General features: G+C 41.4%; 23 protein-coding genes. 16 read left to right on the top strand and 7 right to left on the bottom strand.

Going from position 1 to position 17,366, the window contains the following annotated elements:
* The first annotated feature begins 72 nt into the window (after nt 1-72).
* Genes FCL54_RS12195 through FCL54_RS24020 form a run of 3 tightly spaced genes read left to right on the top strand, consistent with a single transcriptional unit; the run spans nt 73 to nt 1,928 of the window.
* Nucleotides 73-1,107, top strand: a complete 1,035-nt coding sequence (locus FCL54_RS12195) for a sensor histidine kinase (protein ID WP_138126791.1) — start codon at nt 73-75, stop codon at nt 1,105-1,107.
* The gene (locus FCL54_RS12190) at nt 1,100-1,738 is read left to right on the top strand and encodes a response regulator (RefSeq protein ID WP_138126789.1); all 639 of its coding nucleotides are present in this window, start codon (nt 1,100-1,102) and stop codon (nt 1,736-1,738) included. Before FCL54_RS12195 ends, FCL54_RS12190 begins: the two co-directional genes overlap by 8 nt.
* A gap of 34 nt (nt 1,739-1,772) precedes the next feature.
* Entirely contained in the window at nt 1,773-1,928 is a 156-nt protein-coding gene (locus FCL54_RS24020; RefSeq protein WP_171016817.1) for a hypothetical protein, read from the top strand.
* Nucleotides 1,929-1,981: 53 nt separating this feature from the next.
* Here FCL54_RS24020 and FCL54_RS12185 read toward each other — a convergent pair whose 3' ends face one another.
* Nucleotides 1,982-2,908, bottom strand: a complete 927-nt coding sequence (locus FCL54_RS12185; protein ID WP_138126787.1) for a ketopantoate reductase family protein — start codon at nt 2,906-2,908, stop codon at nt 1,982-1,984.
* Between the two features lie 143 nt (nt 2,909-3,051).
* The gene (locus FCL54_RS12180; RefSeq protein ID WP_138126785.1) at nt 3,052-4,017 is read right to left on the bottom strand and encodes a bile acid:sodium symporter family protein; all 966 of its coding nucleotides are present in this window, start codon (nt 4,015-4,017) and stop codon (nt 3,052-3,054) included.
* A gap of 303 nt (nt 4,018-4,320) precedes the next feature.
* Here FCL54_RS12180 and FCL54_RS12175 point away from each other — a divergent pair, with 303 nt between their 5' ends.
* From FCL54_RS12175 to FCL54_RS12145, 7 genes are all read left to right on the top strand, one after another.
* Nucleotides 4,321-5,076, top strand: a complete 756-nt coding sequence (locus FCL54_RS12175) for a class I SAM-dependent DNA methyltransferase (RefSeq protein ID WP_138126783.1) — start codon at nt 4,321-4,323, stop codon at nt 5,074-5,076.
* A 12-nt stretch (nt 5,077-5,088) separates the two neighbouring features.
* Nucleotides 5,089-5,913: a GNAT family N-acetyltransferase gene (locus FCL54_RS12170; RefSeq protein WP_138126781.1), complete on the top strand. Its 825-nt coding sequence runs from the start codon at nt 5,089-5,091 to the stop codon at nt 5,911-5,913.
* A gap of 12 nt (nt 5,914-5,925) precedes the next feature.
* Nucleotides 5,926-6,315, top strand: a complete 390-nt coding sequence (locus tag FCL54_RS12165; protein ID WP_138126779.1) for an NUDIX hydrolase — start codon at nt 5,926-5,928, stop codon at nt 6,313-6,315.
* Complete coding sequence (locus tag FCL54_RS12160) at nt 6,312-6,875, top strand: DUF1572 family protein (protein ID WP_138126777.1); 564 nt, start codon at nt 6,312-6,314, stop codon at nt 6,873-6,875. Before FCL54_RS12165 ends, FCL54_RS12160 begins: the two co-directional genes overlap by 4 nt.
* 89 nt (nt 6,876-6,964) lie before the next feature.
* The gene (locus tag FCL54_RS12155; protein WP_171016816.1) at nt 6,965-7,147 is read left to right on the top strand and encodes a hypothetical protein; all 183 of its coding nucleotides are present in this window, start codon (nt 6,965-6,967) and stop codon (nt 7,145-7,147) included.
* Between the two features lie 287 nt (nt 7,148-7,434).
* Complete coding sequence (locus FCL54_RS12150) at nt 7,435-8,061, top strand: hypothetical protein (RefSeq protein ID WP_138126773.1); 627 nt, start codon at nt 7,435-7,437, stop codon at nt 8,059-8,061.
* Nucleotides 8,062-8,174: 113 nt separating this feature from the next.
* On the top strand, nt 8,175-8,705 hold the full coding sequence (locus tag FCL54_RS12145) for a ferritin-like domain-containing protein (protein ID WP_246055225.1): 531 nt from the start codon (nt 8,175-8,177) through the stop codon (nt 8,703-8,705).
* Between the two features lie 75 nt (nt 8,706-8,780).
* Here the strand turns inward: FCL54_RS12145 and FCL54_RS12140 are convergent, their stop codons facing one another.
* Nucleotides 8,781-9,173, bottom strand: a complete 393-nt coding sequence (locus FCL54_RS12140; RefSeq protein WP_138126771.1) for an NUDIX hydrolase — start codon at nt 9,171-9,173, stop codon at nt 8,781-8,783.
* Between the two features lie 243 nt (nt 9,174-9,416).
* Here FCL54_RS12140 and FCL54_RS12135 point away from each other — a divergent pair, with 243 nt between their 5' ends.
* The 3 genes from FCL54_RS12135 to FCL54_RS24010 all read left to right on the top strand — a co-directional run bounded on the left by FCL54_RS12135 (nt 9,417) and on the right by FCL54_RS24010 (nt 10,511).
* Nucleotides 9,417-9,932 carry a hypothetical protein gene (locus FCL54_RS12135; protein ID WP_138126769.1) on the top strand — a complete coding sequence of 172 codons (516 nt, stop codon included), beginning with the start codon at nt 9,417-9,419 and terminating at the stop codon, nt 9,930-9,932.
* A gap of 77 nt (nt 9,933-10,009) precedes the next feature.
* Nucleotides 10,010-10,150: a hypothetical protein gene (locus tag FCL54_RS24015; RefSeq protein ID WP_171016815.1), complete on the top strand. Its 141-nt coding sequence runs from the start codon at nt 10,010-10,012 to the stop codon at nt 10,148-10,150.
* Between the two features lie 220 nt (nt 10,151-10,370).
* Nucleotides 10,371-10,511 carry a hypothetical protein gene (locus FCL54_RS24010; RefSeq protein ID WP_171016814.1) on the top strand — a complete coding sequence of 47 codons (141 nt, stop codon included), beginning with the start codon at nt 10,371-10,373 and terminating at the stop codon, nt 10,509-10,511.
* 301 nt (nt 10,512-10,812) lie between these two features.
* Here the strand turns inward: FCL54_RS24010 and FCL54_RS12130 are convergent, their stop codons facing one another.
* Nucleotides 10,813-11,838 (bottom strand): HEPN domain-containing protein, encoded by a 1,026-nt coding sequence (locus FCL54_RS12130; RefSeq protein ID WP_138126767.1) that lies wholly within the window; start codon nt 11,836-11,838, stop codon nt 10,813-10,815.
* Nucleotides 11,839-12,125: 287 nt separating this feature from the next.
* Nucleotides 12,126-13,139: a S8 family peptidase gene (locus FCL54_RS12125; protein ID WP_138126765.1), complete on the bottom strand. Its 1,014-nt coding sequence runs from the start codon at nt 13,137-13,139 to the stop codon at nt 12,126-12,128.
* 191 nt (nt 13,140-13,330) lie between these two features.
* On the opposite strand from FCL54_RS12125, the gene FCL54_RS24005 reads away from it, so the two are divergent.
* Nucleotides 13,331-13,483 carry a hypothetical protein gene (locus FCL54_RS24005; protein WP_171016813.1) on the top strand — a complete coding sequence of 51 codons (153 nt, stop codon included), beginning with the start codon at nt 13,331-13,333 and terminating at the stop codon, nt 13,481-13,483.
* Between the two features lie 112 nt (nt 13,484-13,595).
* On the opposite strand, the gene FCL54_RS12120 is transcribed toward FCL54_RS24005, so the two are convergent.
* On the bottom strand, nt 13,596-14,384 hold the full coding sequence (locus FCL54_RS12120; RefSeq protein ID WP_138126868.1) for a PP2C family serine/threonine-protein phosphatase: 789 nt from the start codon (nt 14,382-14,384) through the stop codon (nt 13,596-13,598).
* A 41-nt stretch (nt 14,385-14,425) separates the two neighbouring features.
* The gene (locus tag FCL54_RS12115) at nt 14,426-15,655 is read right to left on the bottom strand and encodes a DUF6843 domain-containing protein (RefSeq protein ID WP_138126763.1); all 1,230 of its coding nucleotides are present in this window, start codon (nt 15,653-15,655) and stop codon (nt 14,426-14,428) included.
* A gap of 223 nt (nt 15,656-15,878) precedes the next feature.
* Between FCL54_RS12115 and FCL54_RS12110 the strand changes: the two genes are divergently transcribed.
* Nucleotides 15,879-16,409, top strand: coding sequence for a sigma-70 family RNA polymerase sigma factor (locus FCL54_RS12110; RefSeq protein ID WP_171016812.1), 531 nt, complete (start codon nt 15,879-15,881; stop codon nt 16,407-16,409).
* 1 nt (nt 16,410) lies between these two features.
* Entirely contained in the window at nt 16,411-17,316 is a 906-nt protein-coding gene (locus FCL54_RS12105) for a helix-turn-helix domain-containing protein (RefSeq protein ID WP_138126760.1), read from the top strand.
* Nucleotides 17,317-17,366 lie beyond the last annotated feature (50 nt).

The raw sequence follows: 17,366 nt of genomic DNA, 5'->3' as shown, positions 1-17,366 counted from the left end.
TTGGTTGGTGGTACCCATGGGGGTATTCGTGATATAATAATAATAAGCTAGGTCGATAGTGAGGGAGCCGGCATGGAAAATAACAATAAGCATAGCAGATTTTTAGATCAAATATACGAGTACATCCAGGATGGAATAATTGTGATGAATCACGACCGTGTCATCCTGGAAATGAACCCTGCAGCAGAAAGGCTTACAGGCTGGGCCCTTTATGACAGGGTCCCATACTGTTCTTTTTGTGAAAAAAGGGAAGTGAAGCCGGATGAGGAACGCTGCTACCTTATCTCAAGAGATGAAGTGCCTTATTTTCTGTCAGAAATGCCGACTTACCATGGACGAACGATCGATGTGGAAATGAGCACTGCGAAGATGTTTCATGATGAAAATACGGGGGAGCGCCATTACCTGCTTGTTTTAAGAGACCAGGCGATTAAGAAGAAGGAAGAGGAAGCGCGAATTTCCAAGCTGATGATTAAGAAGCTGACAGAAGCACAGGAGCTTGAGCATAAGCGGCTTGCACAGGAACTCCATGATGGGGTAGGCCAATCGCTGTACAGCATTTCCATTGCACTCGATGCGATTGAAAAGCATGTACATGACCAAGAGCTTCTTACCTATTTTCACGAGGTGCGTGATGAGCTTGATAAAGTAATGACTGATGTCAAAGCATATGCTTATCAATTGAGGCCTAAAAGCCTTGACCAGCTCGGCCTCATCCCAACAATCGAGATGCTCGTCCGTTCTGTAGAAACCAAAATGTTGAATGCGACCATCGATTTTCATACGAATATTAGCCGGCGATTTGATTCGATGATTGAGATCAACTTGTACCGCATTGTTCAGGAAGCGTTACACAACATTATGAAGTACTCCAGTGCGAGTTTAGTGGAAGTTACCGTAAAAAGGTTGGAACAGGGGATTTATGTAAGCATTATCGATAACGGGGTCGGTTTTAACCGGGATGACAATAAGGAAGGACTCGGAATAAAACACATGGAAGAGAGGGTTAACCAGCTCAACGGAAAGATTGACATTCGTTCTTCAAAAGGAAAAGGAACTTCGATCGTAATACTAATTCCTCAAGAACAGGTGGGATTACATGATTAAAGTAATGATTGTAGATGACCATGTTTTGATTCGCAAAGGAATAAGGTTGTTGCTCGAAAATTATCCAGACCTGGATGTGGTAGCAGAAGCAAGCGATGGGGCAGAAGCGATCACTCTTGCGCTAAAGGTTGAACCTGATGTTGTGTTAATGGATCTATCGATGCCTGACGGGCTCGATGGTTTTACTGCCGCAAAAGAGATCATGGCCCAATTGCCCGCAGCAAAAGTCGTTCTTTTAACGATGCATGATGAAGAAATTTATGTCCGTAAAGCCATTCATCTGAATATTCATGGATATACGTTAAAGAAAAGCCATGAAAATCTTCTGTACGAAGCGATCACGTCTGTGAATAAAGGAGAGCGGTATTACAAAACCGGTTTTCCAGAAGAACAATTGAACAAGCTTTTTGATGATCAGGAAAAGGAATCGATCCTGACTAACCGTGAGCAAGAAATCGTGAGGCTGGCGATGCTCGGATTCACCAACATCCAAATATCCAGGCAGCTCTCTATCAGCCCAAAAACAGTTGAAAACCATAAAACCAACATCATGCAAAAACTGCATCTCAAAAACAAACACGAACTCATCCGATACGGGATTAAAAATCATTATCTTGATTTGAGCATATAGGGGGTCTGACCCCATTAAAATTGTGGATAACTTCATGCTTGCTTCAGGCAATGAAAGAGGTAGTGAGAAAGATGATAAAGAAGACTCGCACGATAGCGAGCCTTCAGGGGAAGACAGAGGGTTAGTTGCACTTATCTATGTTCTTGAATTTTTTATCGATGTCGAGCCTTCCCTAATGCATAAAAAGTGATACTTCCTTATACGGTAACAAAGAGGCAGGTCCGTGTAGGGACCTGCCCTGTATTATAGGGGGACTTGCCCTTTTTCATACGGCTTTATCAAAGCGTAAAGCGTTTCGATATGCGGGATGTCGATCCCGGCTTCTTTTGCGAGTCTGATGGCTCCGCCCTGAAGGTGCTCGACTTCCAGGGTGAGCCCTTTTCGCATGTCCTGATGCATAGAAGAGGTAGCCTGGTCTGGAAGGCTTTGCAGTTTTAAGAAGCCATCTTCAATATCCTGTTCCGTCAGGGAAGTCCCATAGCTGTTTGCCAGGTCTTTCATTTCTTCAAGGACTTTTTTGGATAGTTCTTTTGTTGCTCCACAGCTTTTAATGGTACCGATAGAAAAATCCCCTGCTGTTGTCACGCCTGACATCGCGGTGATAAACATATATTTTCTCCACATTTCTTCTTCGATTGTAGGGATGTTCTTCCCGTCGATGTTGGCAGTGCTAACAATACTCTGTAACTCTTCACAGAAGGGTTCTTGTGACTTGCAGAGCGGGCCGAACAGAAGCGTATCCATCTCACTTGAGTGGACAACATGGCCCTTTTCATCAAGCGTTGAAATGATGTAAGCAGCACCGCCGAGCACAGCATCTTTTCCTAGTTCGCTCTGAAGGATCGTAATATGTTCCATGCCGTTTAGGACTGGCAATACTTTTGCTCCCTTATCAACTAATGGATAAAGCAGAGGCAGTGTGTCGGTCAAATGATAGCCTTTAACAGCTAAAATAACTAGATCAGGATTTTCGATTTTTTCAACGGTTTGTACAACACGAGGATGGTCAAACGTGTAATCACCGTTAACGCTATGTACCTTAAGGCCGTTTTCTTTGATTTCCTTCGCCCGTCTTTCTCTGACTAAAAACTGGACAGATTGCCCTGCTTCCTGAAGTCTTGCCCCAAAATAAGCTCCGAGTGCTCCAGCTCCGATAACAACAATATTCATTAGCTCACTCCCTGTTCTTTTATTATCAAGTACTATAAAAGTGAAGAAATCTTATACCTGTCTCTCCTTATTAATTGGACAAAAGACAAAGTAAAACCTCCCATGAAGAAAAGGTTTCTAAATGGAAGGTGTTAAACGATACCTCAGGCACTCGTTTTCTTTGCAGCAGGTACTTCGTTTTTCTTCTCTTTTTGTTTTCCCCACCATGTTGCAAGTGCTGGTCCTGAAATGTTGTGCCAGACGCTGAAGATCGCGCTGGGAACTGCTGCAAGTGGAGAGAAGTGAGCCGCTGCGAGCGCTGCTCCGAGACCCGAGTTTTGCATACCGACTTCAATGGAAATAGCCTTTTGGTCTTCCAAATCCATTTTTAACAGTTTAGCAAGCCAGTATCCGATCAATAAGCCAAGTAAGTTATGAAGAATAACGACGGAAAAGATAAGTAATCCTGTTTCTGCAATTTTGTCCTTGCTCAGACCTACTACTGCGGCAACTATCGCTACAATAGAAACAACGGAAACGAGGGGAAGAGCTTTGATACTATGTTCTACCTGTTTTCGGAACAACATTTTCACCACTAATCCCAGTACAATAGGAATAACAACTATTTTAAAAATAGACCAGAACAGGCTCCCCGCTGAAATTGGAAGCCATTTACTTGCGAACATAAGTGTAAGAGCCGGCGTTAAGATTGGTGCCAGCAGCGTGGAGACGGAAGTAACCGCCACCGATAGAGCTGTATTGCCTTTAGCTAGATAAGTGATGACGTTAGAAGCAGTACCGCCAGGACAACAGCCTACCAGAATTACACCGACCGCAACTTCTGGTGGAAGGCGTAGCACGACTGCGAGCCCGAAAGCAAGCAGCGGCATGATCACAAACTGGGCGGCAACCCCGATCGCCACATTTTTCGGTTGCTTAAAAACCTCTTTAAAATCATCCAGGGAAAGAGTCATCCCCATACCGAACATAATAACCCCTAATAAGATGGTGATGTATGCCCCGATCCAAGTGAATCCTCCAGGGAACAAAAATCCTAAAACAGCAAAAGCCAACACCCAAACAGCAAAGGTATTACCTGCGAATTGGCTCGCTTTCTCTAAAGCCTTCAAACTACCACTCCTCTTAATGTTTTAACGACGATTATACGCTTTATTCTAAATTTTTCAATAACTTTTAACAAAAAAGTTTAGAATATTAACGCTTTTATTCACTGAAGAACAATTAGGAACTTTATTTTAGGGGAGTTTATCCGTTATCCACAGAAAATATGGGGTCAGACCCCCGGATTATTTGCAACTAATTCAAGAAACTTGCTGCTAAAATAATTTGGTATACTTATTAAAGCCAGAAAATAACAATCGTTTGGGTTATCCACAAAAACGGTGGGGTCAGACCCCGAGGGAGTTGTTGATATGTCCTTTAAGAAAGATGGAGTTCAGGAGTATAGAGGTTCCGAGGCTTATGAGAATGAGCGTTTCTTTGAGCAGTATATGGCAAGGCGGGCTAGGGAGAACAGCCCGAACAACACGATTGAACAGCCGATCATGGATGAATTGCTGGGTGGGGTAGAGGGACTGGATGTTCTTGATTTAGGCTGCGGCGATGGAACCTCAGGTGTTTCTCTTTTGAAGAAAGGTGCCCAGTCTTATACCGGGGTGGAAGGTTCGGGGAACATGGCGAAACTGGCAAGAAAGAATCTGGCCGACGTTAATGGCCGGGTACATACGTCCACGATGGAAAAATGGAATTATCCTGAAAAGCAGTATGATCTGGTTATCTCCAGGCTTGCGTTTCATTATCTTGAAGATCTTACCCCGATTTTCAAAAAGGTCTACGGTGCGCTTAAACCTGAGGGAAGATTTGTCTTCAGTGTCCAGCATCCTGTTTTAACATCCACAACGAAAAGCGCAGCAAAATCAGGCCGCAGGACAGACTGGATCGTGGATGATTATTTCCAAACCGGCAAACGGGTAGAGCCGTGGATCGATGAAAAGGTGGTAAAGTACCACCGAACAACTGAAGACTATTTCGCGGAATTGAAGAAAGCTGGATTTCAAGTCGAGGATCTGCGCGAAGGAAGGCCGAACCAAGAAAGATTTTCAGATGAACAGGAGTTCCAGAGACGAAACCGGATTCCGCTTTTCCTCATTTTTTCAGCAAAAAAGTAAGGAGTTAACACAATGATTAAAGAACTGGACAAAAAAGATTTCTATAAATGCCTATCGTTGCTTCAAGGCAATCCGAGTATAGAAGCAAGAGCTGTAATAGAAGGGAACAATCCCGGTAGAGTTTTTGTAGATGACCCGAAAAATCCAGGAACAGGGCTCATCTGGTTTCATTCAAACGATCTGGGGTTTGCTTTTATCGGTGATCCAGAGAACGGGCCATTTAATGATAGCCTGAACGATTTTGTCGATAACTATTTAGTAGGGGAAATGAAAAGGAGAGGCCTGAATGGCATGTATGCCGCAGTTTACCATCACGAGTGGGAACGGACGCTGTCAGCCCTTTTTCAGGATAATGAAGGATTTGGAATCGACAACCAGAGAGTCTATAAATTTGACGAGCAGAACAACCTTCCTCCTTCCCCTGTTTTCGACAGCCGTTATGAAATAGTAAAGCTAACAAAACAGATGCTTGAAAAAGGAAAGCTAAAAAATGGAGCGTTTTTACAAAAGAAAATCCAGGAGTTCTGGATAACAACCGAAGATTTTTTTCAAGAAGGAGTCGGCTTTGCAGCGATACATAACAACGAAGTCGCGAGTCTCTGTTTCTCTGCGTTTGTAGCGGGCAATACCCATACGGTGGATATCGAAACATTGGAAGGTCATCGGGGAAATGGCCTGGCGGGAATGCTAGCTTACGAGTTTGTAAAAAAGTGCCGGGAACAAAAGATAACGGTCTACTGGGATTGCATGGAGATTAACGAACCGTCCAATGCTGTGGCGAAGAAAACAGGGCTAACAAAGCGGTTTGAATACAGAGTAGTATACTTCAACTTTTAAAAGGAGAGTGCCATGATTTCACAGGCAGCCATCGTTCATTCAGGAAACGTGCTAATGGTAAAGCAAAAGGTCCAGCGGGGAGCAGTTGTATGGAATTTTCCGGGGGGAGGTGTCGAACCGAACGAAACACCGGAACAGGCATGTACACGAGAGGTGAAAGAAGAAACGGGCTATACCGTTGAAATCCAGGCCTTACTGCAAAAATCACCTTCAAAATACACTTTTCTGGCTGGGGTTAAAGGCGGGGGTTTGTTCATCGACAGGACTTTACCGGAAAACGAAGATATTTTCGAAGCAAAATGGATTGCACTGGATGACATTGATAAGTTTGATAGCTATACATGGCCGGTAATCAATAGAATTTTACAGAGGAAAAGAGAATCGGAGGCGCAGTTGCAATGAGAGATCCGGGAACCGTCTATTTAAAAAATTCTTGCGAGCAATTCAGGCATATCAAACAGCGTGCAGAAGCTGCCATCGAGCAGTTAAACGAAGAGGAGTTCCACTGGGTCCCGAATGAGCAATCGAACAGCGTCAGTGTTTTGCTCCAGCATATAAGCGGAAACATGCATTCAAGATGGGTGGATTTTTTGACAGCAGATGGGGAAAAGGACTACAGGGACCGGGATGCAGAATTTATAAATCAATTTTGTTCAAAAAAAGAGTTGATGGAACGCTGGGAGAGCGGCTGGTCGCTTTTGTTTCAAACGCTGGAAGGGCTTTCCCCAGGGCTTCTTCTTCAGGAAGTTACCATTCGTAAGGAACGCCTGACGATTATGGAAGCAATCCAGAGAGAGCTTGCTCACTTACACAATCATCTTGGGCAAATCTTGTATATCGGTAAACAATTAAAGGGCTCGGAGTGGAAAACGCTCAGCATTCCTAAAGGACAATCAAGATCTTTTATCCCGGCTGCCATAAAAAATAAGGCTGGTGAGGAACAATCAGATTCGACTTCATAAAGTTCTCTTTCACTTTAATAGCAATGATGGTTATTTTCCTTCTCACCACACTGGTGTTGATCTGGATTCATTTCTTAGGAGCGGCGGTAGTGGCATTGATTCTAGCCATGTTGATTATCTTTGCCACAATGTGTATATCGCTGATGGGAATGGTGAAAAGAAGGAATCAAAAACGGGTATTATTTTTATTGATCCCTTTTTTCATCTCTTTTATCGTTCTTGTTTTCATTGGATATATGATGCTCTATAACAAGCTTTACTTTTTATTTTAGGCGCTTTTCGCATACTTTGTTGCTTAATAAGCTTCCTATTAGAGATGAACTGCGATGTAAGTTACTTCTGACCGCTGCGGAAATAAACTACGCTTTCCGCGTGCTCGCGCTGAGCCTCCTCGCTCGCAAAGAACGCTCCCTGCGGGGTCTCAACGTCTTCACTTTCCCGCAGGAAGCGAACTGCCCGGAGTGAAAATCAATGCTGCATTTGCGTCGTAGTTTATCGCTTTTGTGCGAAAACAACAATCTTTTAGAAAAACACCTTATTTTAAAAGGAGGTACGTGCAGTGTTAGTGACGTTTTATGAGTATAAGATTAAACCAGAGCAGAGGAATGTCTTTGAAGAAGTTCAAGAAAAAGCAAATATTCTTTATGAAAAGCATGATGCCGGAAAAACACTGCACTTTGAAAATCTGCAGCAAGAAGGAACATGGCTGGAGATCTTGATCAACAGTCCTGCTGAAAAAGCGGATGGCATGCAGAATGATCCAGAAGTCAACGCTCAGTGGGATGTATTTAAAAGCTGCCTTGCAGAAGAAGAGATCAGCGAAAGGGAGTACAGGTTACTATCAGGCGATTTTGAACCTGCAGGTGAATTTATGAAGCTTTATAGATTTCACGTCCCTCCTCAAAACTTGGAACGTTACTTTGAAATCAACGCGAATACAGCTCATATCTACAACTATTATATCGACTCCAAGACCGTTCATTTGCAATGCAAAAGCAATCCGACCGAAATCGTTCAACTCCAATTTTATAAAGACTACGAAGCCTATGAAAAAGCGATGGAATCCGTTAACAATGAACCCGAAATCACCCTCCTATGGGACCAGTTCACATCCATCCTGGAACCTGCCCAAAACAAAATAGAAGAAAAAAACTACCAACAGCAACAGTTTACAAACGAAAGCTAGTGTAGAGTTATCCACAGAAATCCGGGGGTCAGACCCCTTCACAAAGACCCTTCACAAATTGTGGGCAATCGCATACATATATTCTGTAGTATAAAACAGGGAGGCAATGGCCTATGTATGATGATCGCCAACAAATGCAACCGGGGATGATGCAGGGCGGAATGGCCCAGCCTGGCATGATGCAGCAAGGCCAAATGACACAGCAAGGCCAAATGATGCAGCAACAGGCAATGAGCCAGGGGGATATGTCACAGCTGTTAAAGGATATTGACAAAGCAGCAAACGATGAATATGGTGCGGTACAATATTATACAAAGCTTGCAGAACTAGCTCCGAATGATCGCTTCCGTCAACAGGTCCTGGGGATCAGGCAGGATGAGATCAAGCATCTCCGCTGGTTTTCACGCATCTATTTTAGGCTGACGGGACAATATGTAACATTAACTACAGCTGAACTGCCGAGAACATTCCGCCAGGGAGTAAGTGACTCAATTAAAGATGAAGAAGCAGCGGTAGGATTCTACCGAAACATCGCTGCCCGACTGGGAATGTATCCGGCATATCAGCGCTTTTTTCAAAATGCAGCAATCGATGAAGCAAGGCATTATCAAATCTTTACTTCTATTCAGCAGACGCTCCAATAGTTTGCCTGACATCATCATTCCAACAGAAAAATCCTGCCCAACTGAAAACAGGGCAGGATTTTATTCCGTATGTTTTTACTTTTTTATAAAACGCAGCAGGTACTCGGTGTCCTCTGGATAGGTATGACTTAGCTTATCAAGAGTTGCGAGATCTTTCCATCCTACTTCCAGGACCAGGTCGTCTGGATCATCTGGTTTCATTTCACCACCGGTAACAATAGCTTCAAAATAGTGGGTTTCAACTTGAATGCCTTTTATTTCAGTCTGCTTTGTAAAAAGCTTCTGTTCAAGTGCGATATCATAGCCCGTTTCTTCTTTCACTTCTCTTATACAGCATTGTTCCGGATTTTCCCCTTCTTCAATTCCTCCTGATGGTACGGCCCATCCATCATCACCCTTGCAACGCACCATTAAAACCTCTCCTGAATCATTTACACAAATTGCAGCAGACCCCTTCCAGCTTTTCATTTGCACTTCCCCCTTTAAAACATATCAAAAAACTAATACAATTATATCCGAACAACTCAGAATATTGCTAACATTACCGGAAGATAGCTAATCATCCAGATCATCTAATGGCAAAATGAATTATCCACAATCTTAAAGGGGTCAGACCCCGCTTTGCGTTTTATTGCATCATTTTCCCAAAAAATTCCGTCTAATAGATTGTAAGGTTAAAATAAAAAGATGCACCGATACAAGGAGGTCGCAGTGAAAAAGAAATTACTGATTTTTGGAGGATTAATAGTTTCGGCTATCATAATCGCCGCCTTTTCTGTTTATTATTTTGGCGATGACAGTACCAGGACCCTGCAAGAAGCGAAAAAGAACGACGAAGTGAATGATGTCGAGCCTGAGAAAATTATTAAAGAGGAAGAAAATATAAAAGAGGCAAAAGCATTTTTAAACAAACAAATCCACCTGATCCATGATTACTTCAACAACCTTCTTGGTTACGGCGCATGGAAAGGAGTCAAACCGCAAGAGCGGAGTGTCCAGCTAGAAGAACAAAAGAGAGTCATAGAAGAGGATTTATTGCCCAAAACGGAAGGCACGTTGAAAACCGATCTTGAAGATGCAGTAAAAGGAATCGATGATGCACTTGCGAATAACAATGTAAAAGACTTATTCATCACTCATCGAATTTTACATGACCTTGATGTTGTATTTAATGATTATCAGGCTGACCGATATTGGGGTGTGACGAAAACTTTTGGCGGGGAGTAAGCGGATAAAAATATCATCTATTATTAAGCATATTCCATTTTAGTATTGTTTACCCTAAAAGAAAAAGGAGGGTATCGATGGGAAACGAAAGAAAAGCGAGAAAAGATAAAGAACGTTATGAAGTGTACAAGGGAGATCTCAACAGGGAAGAGTTCGATTCTTCTTATGAATACACAACTGGGAATAAGGCCAGTCAAAGTAAATACGATAAAAAATGAGGAAGGGGCGGATAGCCCTCTTTTTCATGTACTAAGGAAACTATAACTTTTTAGCAGAGGAGAGTGCTCGACGTTGTTGAAAAGTTTAAGAATATAGAGAAGCGCAACTATGCCTCCGACTCCCACGTAAAGGATTGCCGATCGCCCTCTTTCTTTGAAACATTCCTAACAGTTTCTTCGTAAATAGATAAACGGCCAGACCGGAGAGGAGAGCAAAGTCATGGAAAATAAAAAGAAAACAAAGAAGTGGGAGTGGATTTCTGATATACTTTTTAGCATTCCGGATTTGATTGAGGTTGTTTTTATTGGGGTACGCTTTGTGTTTAAATCATTTTTCCATGTATTCAAGCACTGGAACTAAGATTATTAAAAACAATAAAAGTATCGATTTAAGCTAGCAGTTTTTAAAAAATTGAACATCTTAATGGATAATTTACAAGCCTATCACTGTCTTATTTGTTCTTCAAATGACCACCTATACAACTAAATAAAAAAATGTTTTTCTTATTTTAACTTTTTATTCTTAATCGCTTCTTAAGCGATCCAGAATTATCCTCGATTTCCTTACTGTGTTTTTTTTTAGTTAATCGCTCTGCTTTCAACAAGTTGTTTTGTTGTTACATTTCAGGTATAAATTTGTTTCGTGCATTCAATACACTAGTTTAATCGGGAAGAAAACCAAATTTCTTTAACTTTTCATGTATCTCATTATCCTTTAAGGGATTAGAATACACTTCTTCAAAATATTTAAGATTAACATTTCCATCCTCACTTAAATAATTCTTTTCAATTAATTTAGTTGAAATATAATTCCTGATTTTTACGTAGCTATCGTAAGCTTCCTTTGCCTCATTATCCGTCACAAAGAACTTACCACTATGAACAATATCATTTCGAATTTTATATAATTTTTCATACCATTCATTAACAACGTCATGATTATGAAAATTAAGTTTCACACCTAACTTTCTAGAAAGATGTTGTTCCACTAAATTTCTGAAAGGTAAATTTTTTTTATTTAATATTTCTTTTTCAATTTCTTTTTTAGGTTTGTTGAATCTAATACCATCTTGAACGATAATTAATCGCATAGTGTTTCTAATGAATATTTCAAAAGATGTTTGAAGTTCAATAATTGCAGAAAGAAAATTCTCTGAAGCTAATGAGTGTTTGGCACTTGAATAAAAGCGGTCAACTAATCCAATTTCAGGATGTTTTTCCCATGTACTTAACATTTGTTGAGTCTTTGACAAATCATTACCATTTAATATTTCTCGTTCCTCAATTAATTGCATAGGGGAAGTTATATATAAATAAGTTTCACCGTCTACCTCAATTGGTAAAAAATCTGGCAAGTCATAAACACTTATTTCTTGTATATAATTTAGCTCATTTGTAAACCTTAAAGCTGAGAGAAAATTATTAATAAAACCTAAACAGTTGTATATTATCCCCCTTAACATTTCACTTGATTCGGAGGGAACTCCGTCACCATCATATATATAGGTGATTTTTAACAGAGTTTGAATAGTCTCTGTATATTCTATTTTATCCTTAGACAAATATAAAGGGGAATGTTTAAATTCAACTTGAAATATCTTATTTTGATACCCTGTTACAGCCTTATTTCCTTCTTCAATAGGTAACCGAAATGGTAATGGAATTTCAACATATGATTTAATTAGCACCAACCCCTGTTACAAAGAAAAATTCACCATTTATTTCTAGAATACCATAAAAAGGCAGTGATACAAATGTATCACCCACTTAAATTACACAAACCGAGCAGTACGGTGCCGAAATCAAGCAAAGCAAAATGGGTAGAATATCATTTTTTAGAAAATATTATAGTGGATTCTTCTATTATTATTTTTAAGTTTAATGAAGTTTCATATTTTCTAAGGCGGTATAGCAGCTAAAAAATGTAAAAGCATTTCAGCCAATTTCAAACGAATCGGCCAAAATGCTTCCTGTATCATGGAACAATTACCATCGATTTGTTCTCTTTTGTTTTCTTTTCATCGTTGACATTATAGTAAGAATTTAGAAGATCGAGGAACCGGTCGACAAGGGATAATGCAAGTATCCCGTTTCCTTCTGACCGTTTTCCGAAACCGATCGGTACAGTCCGTTTGATTAATTGAGAATAATGCTCTGGCTCAGTTAGCGGACGGTCAAATTCTTTTTCAGCTATATTTATGAGCAGTGCAAGAGCTCCTGAAACGTGTGGAGTCGCCATGGAAGTTCCCGAAAGACGTGCATATTTTCCACCGGGATAGGTAGATAGAATATCGACTCCGGGTGCCACAAGGTCGACCTGGTCATTCGTGTTTGTAAAGCTCGCTAGCCTGCGGTTTAAATCCACTGCTCCGACTTGAATCACTTCGTTATAAGCACCAGGATAAGAGAATTCGTCTGTATTCCCGTTGTTGTCGCCTTCGTTTCCGGCTGCACAAACGACGAGCACGCCTCTGGAGACGGCCTGTTTAATAGCTTCATGAAGCTCTGGGACATCGGTTGGACCGCCGAGCGACATAGAAATAACCCTTACCTTTTCTCCCTCAGAACTTCTCCAATCCACTGCGTAATTGATGGCGTCGATGATCCATTTGTATTTTCCGCTTCCCTGTCCGGTCAACACTTTTAAAATTAGTAGATTTGCTTCAGGAGCAGCTCCTGAAAAACCGTTTTGATTTAAAGAAGCAGCGATTGTACCTGCCACATGTGTTCCATGTCCGTTATTGTCTTCATAATTTTTAGGATCAGCATTGTGGTCAGAGGTGAAATTTTTGCCGTCTATAATGCGTTCGGCTAAATCCGGGTGGTCTGTCTGGCAGCCTGTATCGATGACAGCGACGATACAGCCTTTTCCTTTATTCGATTCTGTCCATAAATCAGGGGCCTGAATCATCTCGATTCCTCTGGGCAATTGCGAAGCCGTTTCTTGAACCTCTTCCACAAGATAAGGAATAACACGAACATCATTCATTTTGACGCCTCCTCATTTTTAATAAGAAACAAAGGAAGACCAGCTGCTGCTATCAAATTATTATCAGAATTATCTAATAATTAATAAGGCTTGTACAGTTCCGAAAGAGCTATTTTTATTATGGTGAAAAAGGCACAGATACATTGATCGATGTTAAAATTAGGAAAAACTACCTGTTTGGAGGTATAACGATGATCGATCCTTTCAATCCGTTCGACCGAAACAGAAACGACGAGGATCGGAGAGGCAAAGACAAGTTTCGAATCATTTATGATACGTGGGGATTTCCGCTTATCCTTTTAGGTTGGATCATCTGGGCGCTCTATGCCTGGATCACAGGATAATTTAGGGGAATAAAGGAACCCCTTTGGTTGGCGGCCTTGATGAATATAGTTATTTACACATTATGATTATTCTTGGAAATATAAAAGGACACCTGAACCAGGTCCAGGTGCCTTATTTCATGTCGCTCGGATATTGAGCAGGAGAATGGTTATCGATTTCCCAGGCGAGAATTGTTGCACTGTCCCTGCCGTATTTCTCCTGTACATCATTCAAAACTTTTTTAACAGCTTGTTGATTGCTTTTATCCATCATTTTTTTATAAAAAAATTCCTGGTTTTCGTATGGCCTGTCGCCAAACTCCAACACCCCATCTGTCAGCATCACAATTTTGTTTAAGCCGCCTCTTAGCTCCCTGATTCCTGATGAATAGCACGGAACCGGAAGAGAGAAGGTATTCACTTTGCCGATCCACTCAAAATAGTTTCTTTGGTTAAGCATAACCTGGCCGAGCGCTTTTAGCTCAGGATGAAGTAAATAGACAACGCAGTCTCCTACTGACAACCACCAGAGATAATTGCCGGCTCTTAAACAGATTAAGCAAGCCGTTTCCCCCTGTACGTTGCTGCATTTCTGAAGAAACTCTTCAGATTTTAAAAGAGATGTTAGTCGGTTTTCCACTGTCTGGAACACGTGATCAACAGGCTCTGATTCAAGAATTATTTTTATTGTTTCATACTCTCCCGCTATAGTTTCCACGAGCAGCCGTGCGCTCTGGTCTGTCATGTGGGCATCCAGTAGCATCGCGAACTCCCACTCATCTCTCGTCCATAAGAGCAGCCCGTCTTCGTTTTTGGCTGCTCCCGCTTTCGTGTTCCCTCCATACCTGCCGACCGTCACTTTACCGACTTGCTCGATATCGATGGTATCTAAATAGCGTTCCTCGCTGCCGGTCCAGTTCATACAACTTGTTATTGCTCTTTCCAATGGCTCTCCTCCAATAACTAACTAGATTCCTTTAAATATGCAGGATAATCGAACGGTGCGACTTTTTCATATTCCTCTTTCGGCCCTATATAAAAGGTGAGGACGTAAGGATTAACAAGCACTTCGTGTACTAACTTTTCCGGGATCTCTGTTACGATTCCTTCACTGTCCACAAAGTAAAACTTATCGATTTTAGGAGAATATTCGATTTGTTCTGGAGGAATCGCCGCTTTTCCATCTTCACTTACTTGAATGATAGCTTTATCGTTTGCCTCCATGTATGATTGCCCTTCTTCTATGCCATATTCCACCTGCACCCAGCCCTGATAATCTTCTGGTATATAAAAGTGGAAAGGCTTCTGGTCGCGCAATTCAGGAAGATGCGTTTCCAGTGCAAAGCCGCTTGATTGTTCAAATTCTTCTTTCTTTCCGACAAAAAAGTGATAGATATTATCATAAGTAACATCTTCCCCATCACTTGTTTGTGTATGAAAGCTCCCCATACTGTTGCCGTGGATGTCCTTTTGAAGCTCAAGGCGCTTTTTTGAGCCTTTTTTATCAACATAATAATATTCATCCTCAACAGAAGAGCCTTCATAGGAAGAAGATGTTCTTAATATGCCTTCTTCGGGGATAGAGGCAACAAGGTGTTCATATTTCTCGGTGAGCGGTGGGTGGGAGTCTTGATCGTAGATAATCTGCACCCATCCTTCATAACCTTCAGGAATTTGATAAACTGTCGGCGTGATCTCTTCCGGGAACATATTCTGGTATACCCATGAAAAACTTACGGCAAGCAAAACAAGAGAAACGACTCCTGCCGAAATTATCGTCATTCTTCCATTCAACCGATAGCCATCACTGTTTCTATCTTGAGCCCATCTTCTTGAAAGTTCGTCAACAATCCAATATAGCACAGCAACGGGCGCTGTTAATGCTAACTGGGAAAAAGCAGAATAGTCATAGTCCCATAAGAAAATAATCAAAGTGGGGACAAGCACAAATAAAATATGTATGAAAAAAGCAACCATCGGCCGTGCTTTATGAAGCTTGATCGTAGAGAGATCAGACAATAAAGAAACTGGCAATCCGTATAAAAAAATCGCCGGAAAAACATAAACAGCTGTGGCCAGCCCAAAGCCGATCGCTTCTGGTTCCATCGTGAAAATTCCTATCGCCGTAAATCCCATCACTGTAAGTAGACTAGTAATCAAGGAAACAAGCAACTTTCTTCCAAAGTACGTCAAGGATATCGCCTCCTTATTCTCATTATAGCAGGAAAAATTTGTAGAAGTACCTATCCTGTTCAAGGTTGAAAAAGATAAGCGAAATGTCGTGTTTCTAAAAGAACTTAATAGTTTTGAATGAAAGTTGTTGTAAAAATATGGTACGTTTAAAGGGATACATAAATTTGAAACATTTTTCGTGAAAATGTCGTCTATGCTACAGATGGTGATGGGGGAAGGAAGAATGTCGAAGGATTACCAGACAAACCAGGACTATGAAGACTTGCTCGAACAATTGATCGATGAATACGGCCAGAGTGTTAAACGCCTCGCATACACCTATGTAAAAGACTGGGCACTTGCAGAAGACGTGACACAGGAAGTATTCGTCAAGTGCTTTGACCATCTGCATACGTTCCATGGAGAGAGCACCTATAAGACATGGTTATACCGTATAACCATCAACCATGCAAAAGATATGTTGAAGAGCAAATTCTTCCGGCAGTTCGATGTGATTCAACGGCTGAAGCCTCAGGGAGGAAGGACGGAACAATCAGCTGAAGCCAGAGTGGTACAGGATAGCGAAGATGAGCAACTCGCAAACGAAGTCCTGAGGCTGCCGAGAAAATACAGGGAAATTATTATTCTTTATTACTACGAAGGATTAAAAATGCGTGAAATCGAAGCGGTGACCAATTTGAGGATGGCCACGGTTAAAACCAGGCTGCGACGCGGGAAAGAGCTGCTTAAACAACAGCTTGAAGGGAGTGAATAGAATGGACGACAGGTTGAAAAATCTAAGGAAAAGCATGGACAGGACTGTCTTTCGAAACGGAGATTTCCATCCTGGCGAAAAACATTCGATCCTGAATAGAGTGAGATCGGAATGGGGAAGCCAGGAAGACAGCCGAAGGTTTTTAAAGTGGAATGCCATGCTGTCATTTGCTGTTTGTTTTCTGCTTTTAATTGGTCTCGGAACTTATGCATTACAGAATATGAACCCCGACATAGCGATGGACCAGGTTAACCAGGAACCTGAAGGCATCAAGGATACCGGGGGGAATCAGGACAGCACCACGGATGTTTTTGATGAAAATGGAGATAAGATCCACTTGCTTTACGATCGAGAAACAAAAAATGCAAAGGAAGCGGATGCCGACAGTTTAAATGTCTTTAATGCAGAAGAAGATTCTGATGCAGCACAAAAAGCCCTTGCAAATATTAATGATAAGCTCGATATATATACGATAAGCGGAATTCAGGAGAGAGCAACACTTATGTCCGTATCTTATGTGCCTGAAAAGGGTCCTGGAGTCCTGTTAGACTATCATGTCCCGGAAGCGGATAAAAGAGAAGGGAAGGTTGAAATAGCTGGTTCCATGGCTGTATTCGCCTATCCAAAAAGCAAACTCCCAGAAAACTCCCGATTTGCAAAACAAGACATTGCTAAAAACACGAAGCAGCAGAACCGTGCAGAGCAAGAAACCGAAAAAGTGGAACCGAAGCTTGAAAAAGTGGAACGTTTTCACATTAATGCGATGGAATGGACCTATTACAAAGACCACATCCATCGGGATTATGTCCTAACAGGGGAAAAAGACGGAATGGTCTATGAAATAACAACAAAAGGGGCATTTTCCGTCGAGAGGTTAAAGGATTTATTGAAGCACTTTAAAAAATGAGCTTATTTTTGAAAGTATTCCAATAAAAACCAGGTGAACTGAATGGCCAC

Source organism: Exobacillus caeni (genome assembly GCF_005747095.1).
Taxonomy (GTDB): Bacteria; Bacillota; Bacilli; order Bacillales; family Guptibacillaceae; genus Exobacillus; species Exobacillus caeni.
This window is presented reverse-complemented; position numbering and strand designations above follow the sequence as displayed.

Coding starts and splice junctions, on each gene's coding strand:
- FCL54_RS12195 (WP_138126791.1), top strand. CDS start 73: ATGGAAAATAACAATAAGCATAGCAGATTTTTAGATCAAATATACGAG.
- FCL54_RS12190 (WP_138126789.1), top strand. CDS start 1,100: ATGATTAAAGTAATGATTGTAGATGACCATGTTTTGATTCGCAAAGGA.
- FCL54_RS24020 (WP_171016817.1), top strand. CDS start 1,773: ATGCTTGCTTCAGGCAATGAAAGAGGTAGTGAGAAAGATGATAAAGAA.
- FCL54_RS12185 (WP_138126787.1), bottom strand. CDS start 2,908: ATGAATATTGTTGTTATCGGAGCTGGAGCACTCGGAGCTTATTTTGGG.
- FCL54_RS12175 (WP_138126783.1), top strand. CDS start 4,321: ATGTCCTTTAAGAAAGATGGAGTTCAGGAGTATAGAGGTTCCGAGGCT.
- FCL54_RS12170 (WP_138126781.1), top strand. CDS start 5,089: ATGATTAAAGAACTGGACAAAAAAGATTTCTATAAATGCCTATCGTTG.
- FCL54_RS12165 (WP_138126779.1), top strand. CDS start 5,926: ATGATTTCACAGGCAGCCATCGTTCATTCAGGAAACGTGCTAATGGTA.
- FCL54_RS12160 (WP_138126777.1), top strand. CDS start 6,312: ATGAGAGATCCGGGAACCGTCTATTTAAAAAATTCTTGCGAGCAATTC.
- FCL54_RS12145 (WP_246055225.1), top strand. CDS start 8,175: ATGTATGATGATCGCCAACAAATGCAACCGGGGATGATGCAGGGCGGA.
- FCL54_RS12140 (WP_138126771.1), bottom strand. CDS start 9,173: ATGAAAAGCTGGAAGGGGTCTGCTGCAATTTGTGTAAATGATTCAGGA.
- FCL54_RS24015 (WP_171016815.1), top strand. CDS start 10,010: ATGGGAAACGAAAGAAAAGCGAGAAAAGATAAAGAACGTTATGAAGTG.
- FCL54_RS24010 (WP_171016814.1), top strand. CDS start 10,371: ATGGAAAATAAAAAGAAAACAAAGAAGTGGGAGTGGATTTCTGATATA.
- FCL54_RS12125 (WP_138126765.1), bottom strand. CDS start 13,139: ATGAATGATGTTCGTGTTATTCCTTATCTTGTGGAAGAGGTTCAAGAA.
- FCL54_RS24005 (WP_171016813.1), top strand. CDS start 13,331: ATGATCGATCCTTTCAATCCGTTCGACCGAAACAGAAACGACGAGGAT.
- FCL54_RS12120 (WP_138126868.1), bottom strand. CDS start 14,384: ATGAACTGGACCGGCAGCGAGGAACGCTATTTAGATACCATCGATATC.
- FCL54_RS12110 (WP_171016812.1), top strand. CDS start 15,879: ATGTCGAAGGATTACCAGACAAACCAGGACTATGAAGACTTGCTCGAA.
- FCL54_RS12105 (WP_138126760.1), top strand. CDS start 16,411: ATGGACGACAGGTTGAAAAATCTAAGGAAAAGCATGGACAGGACTGTC.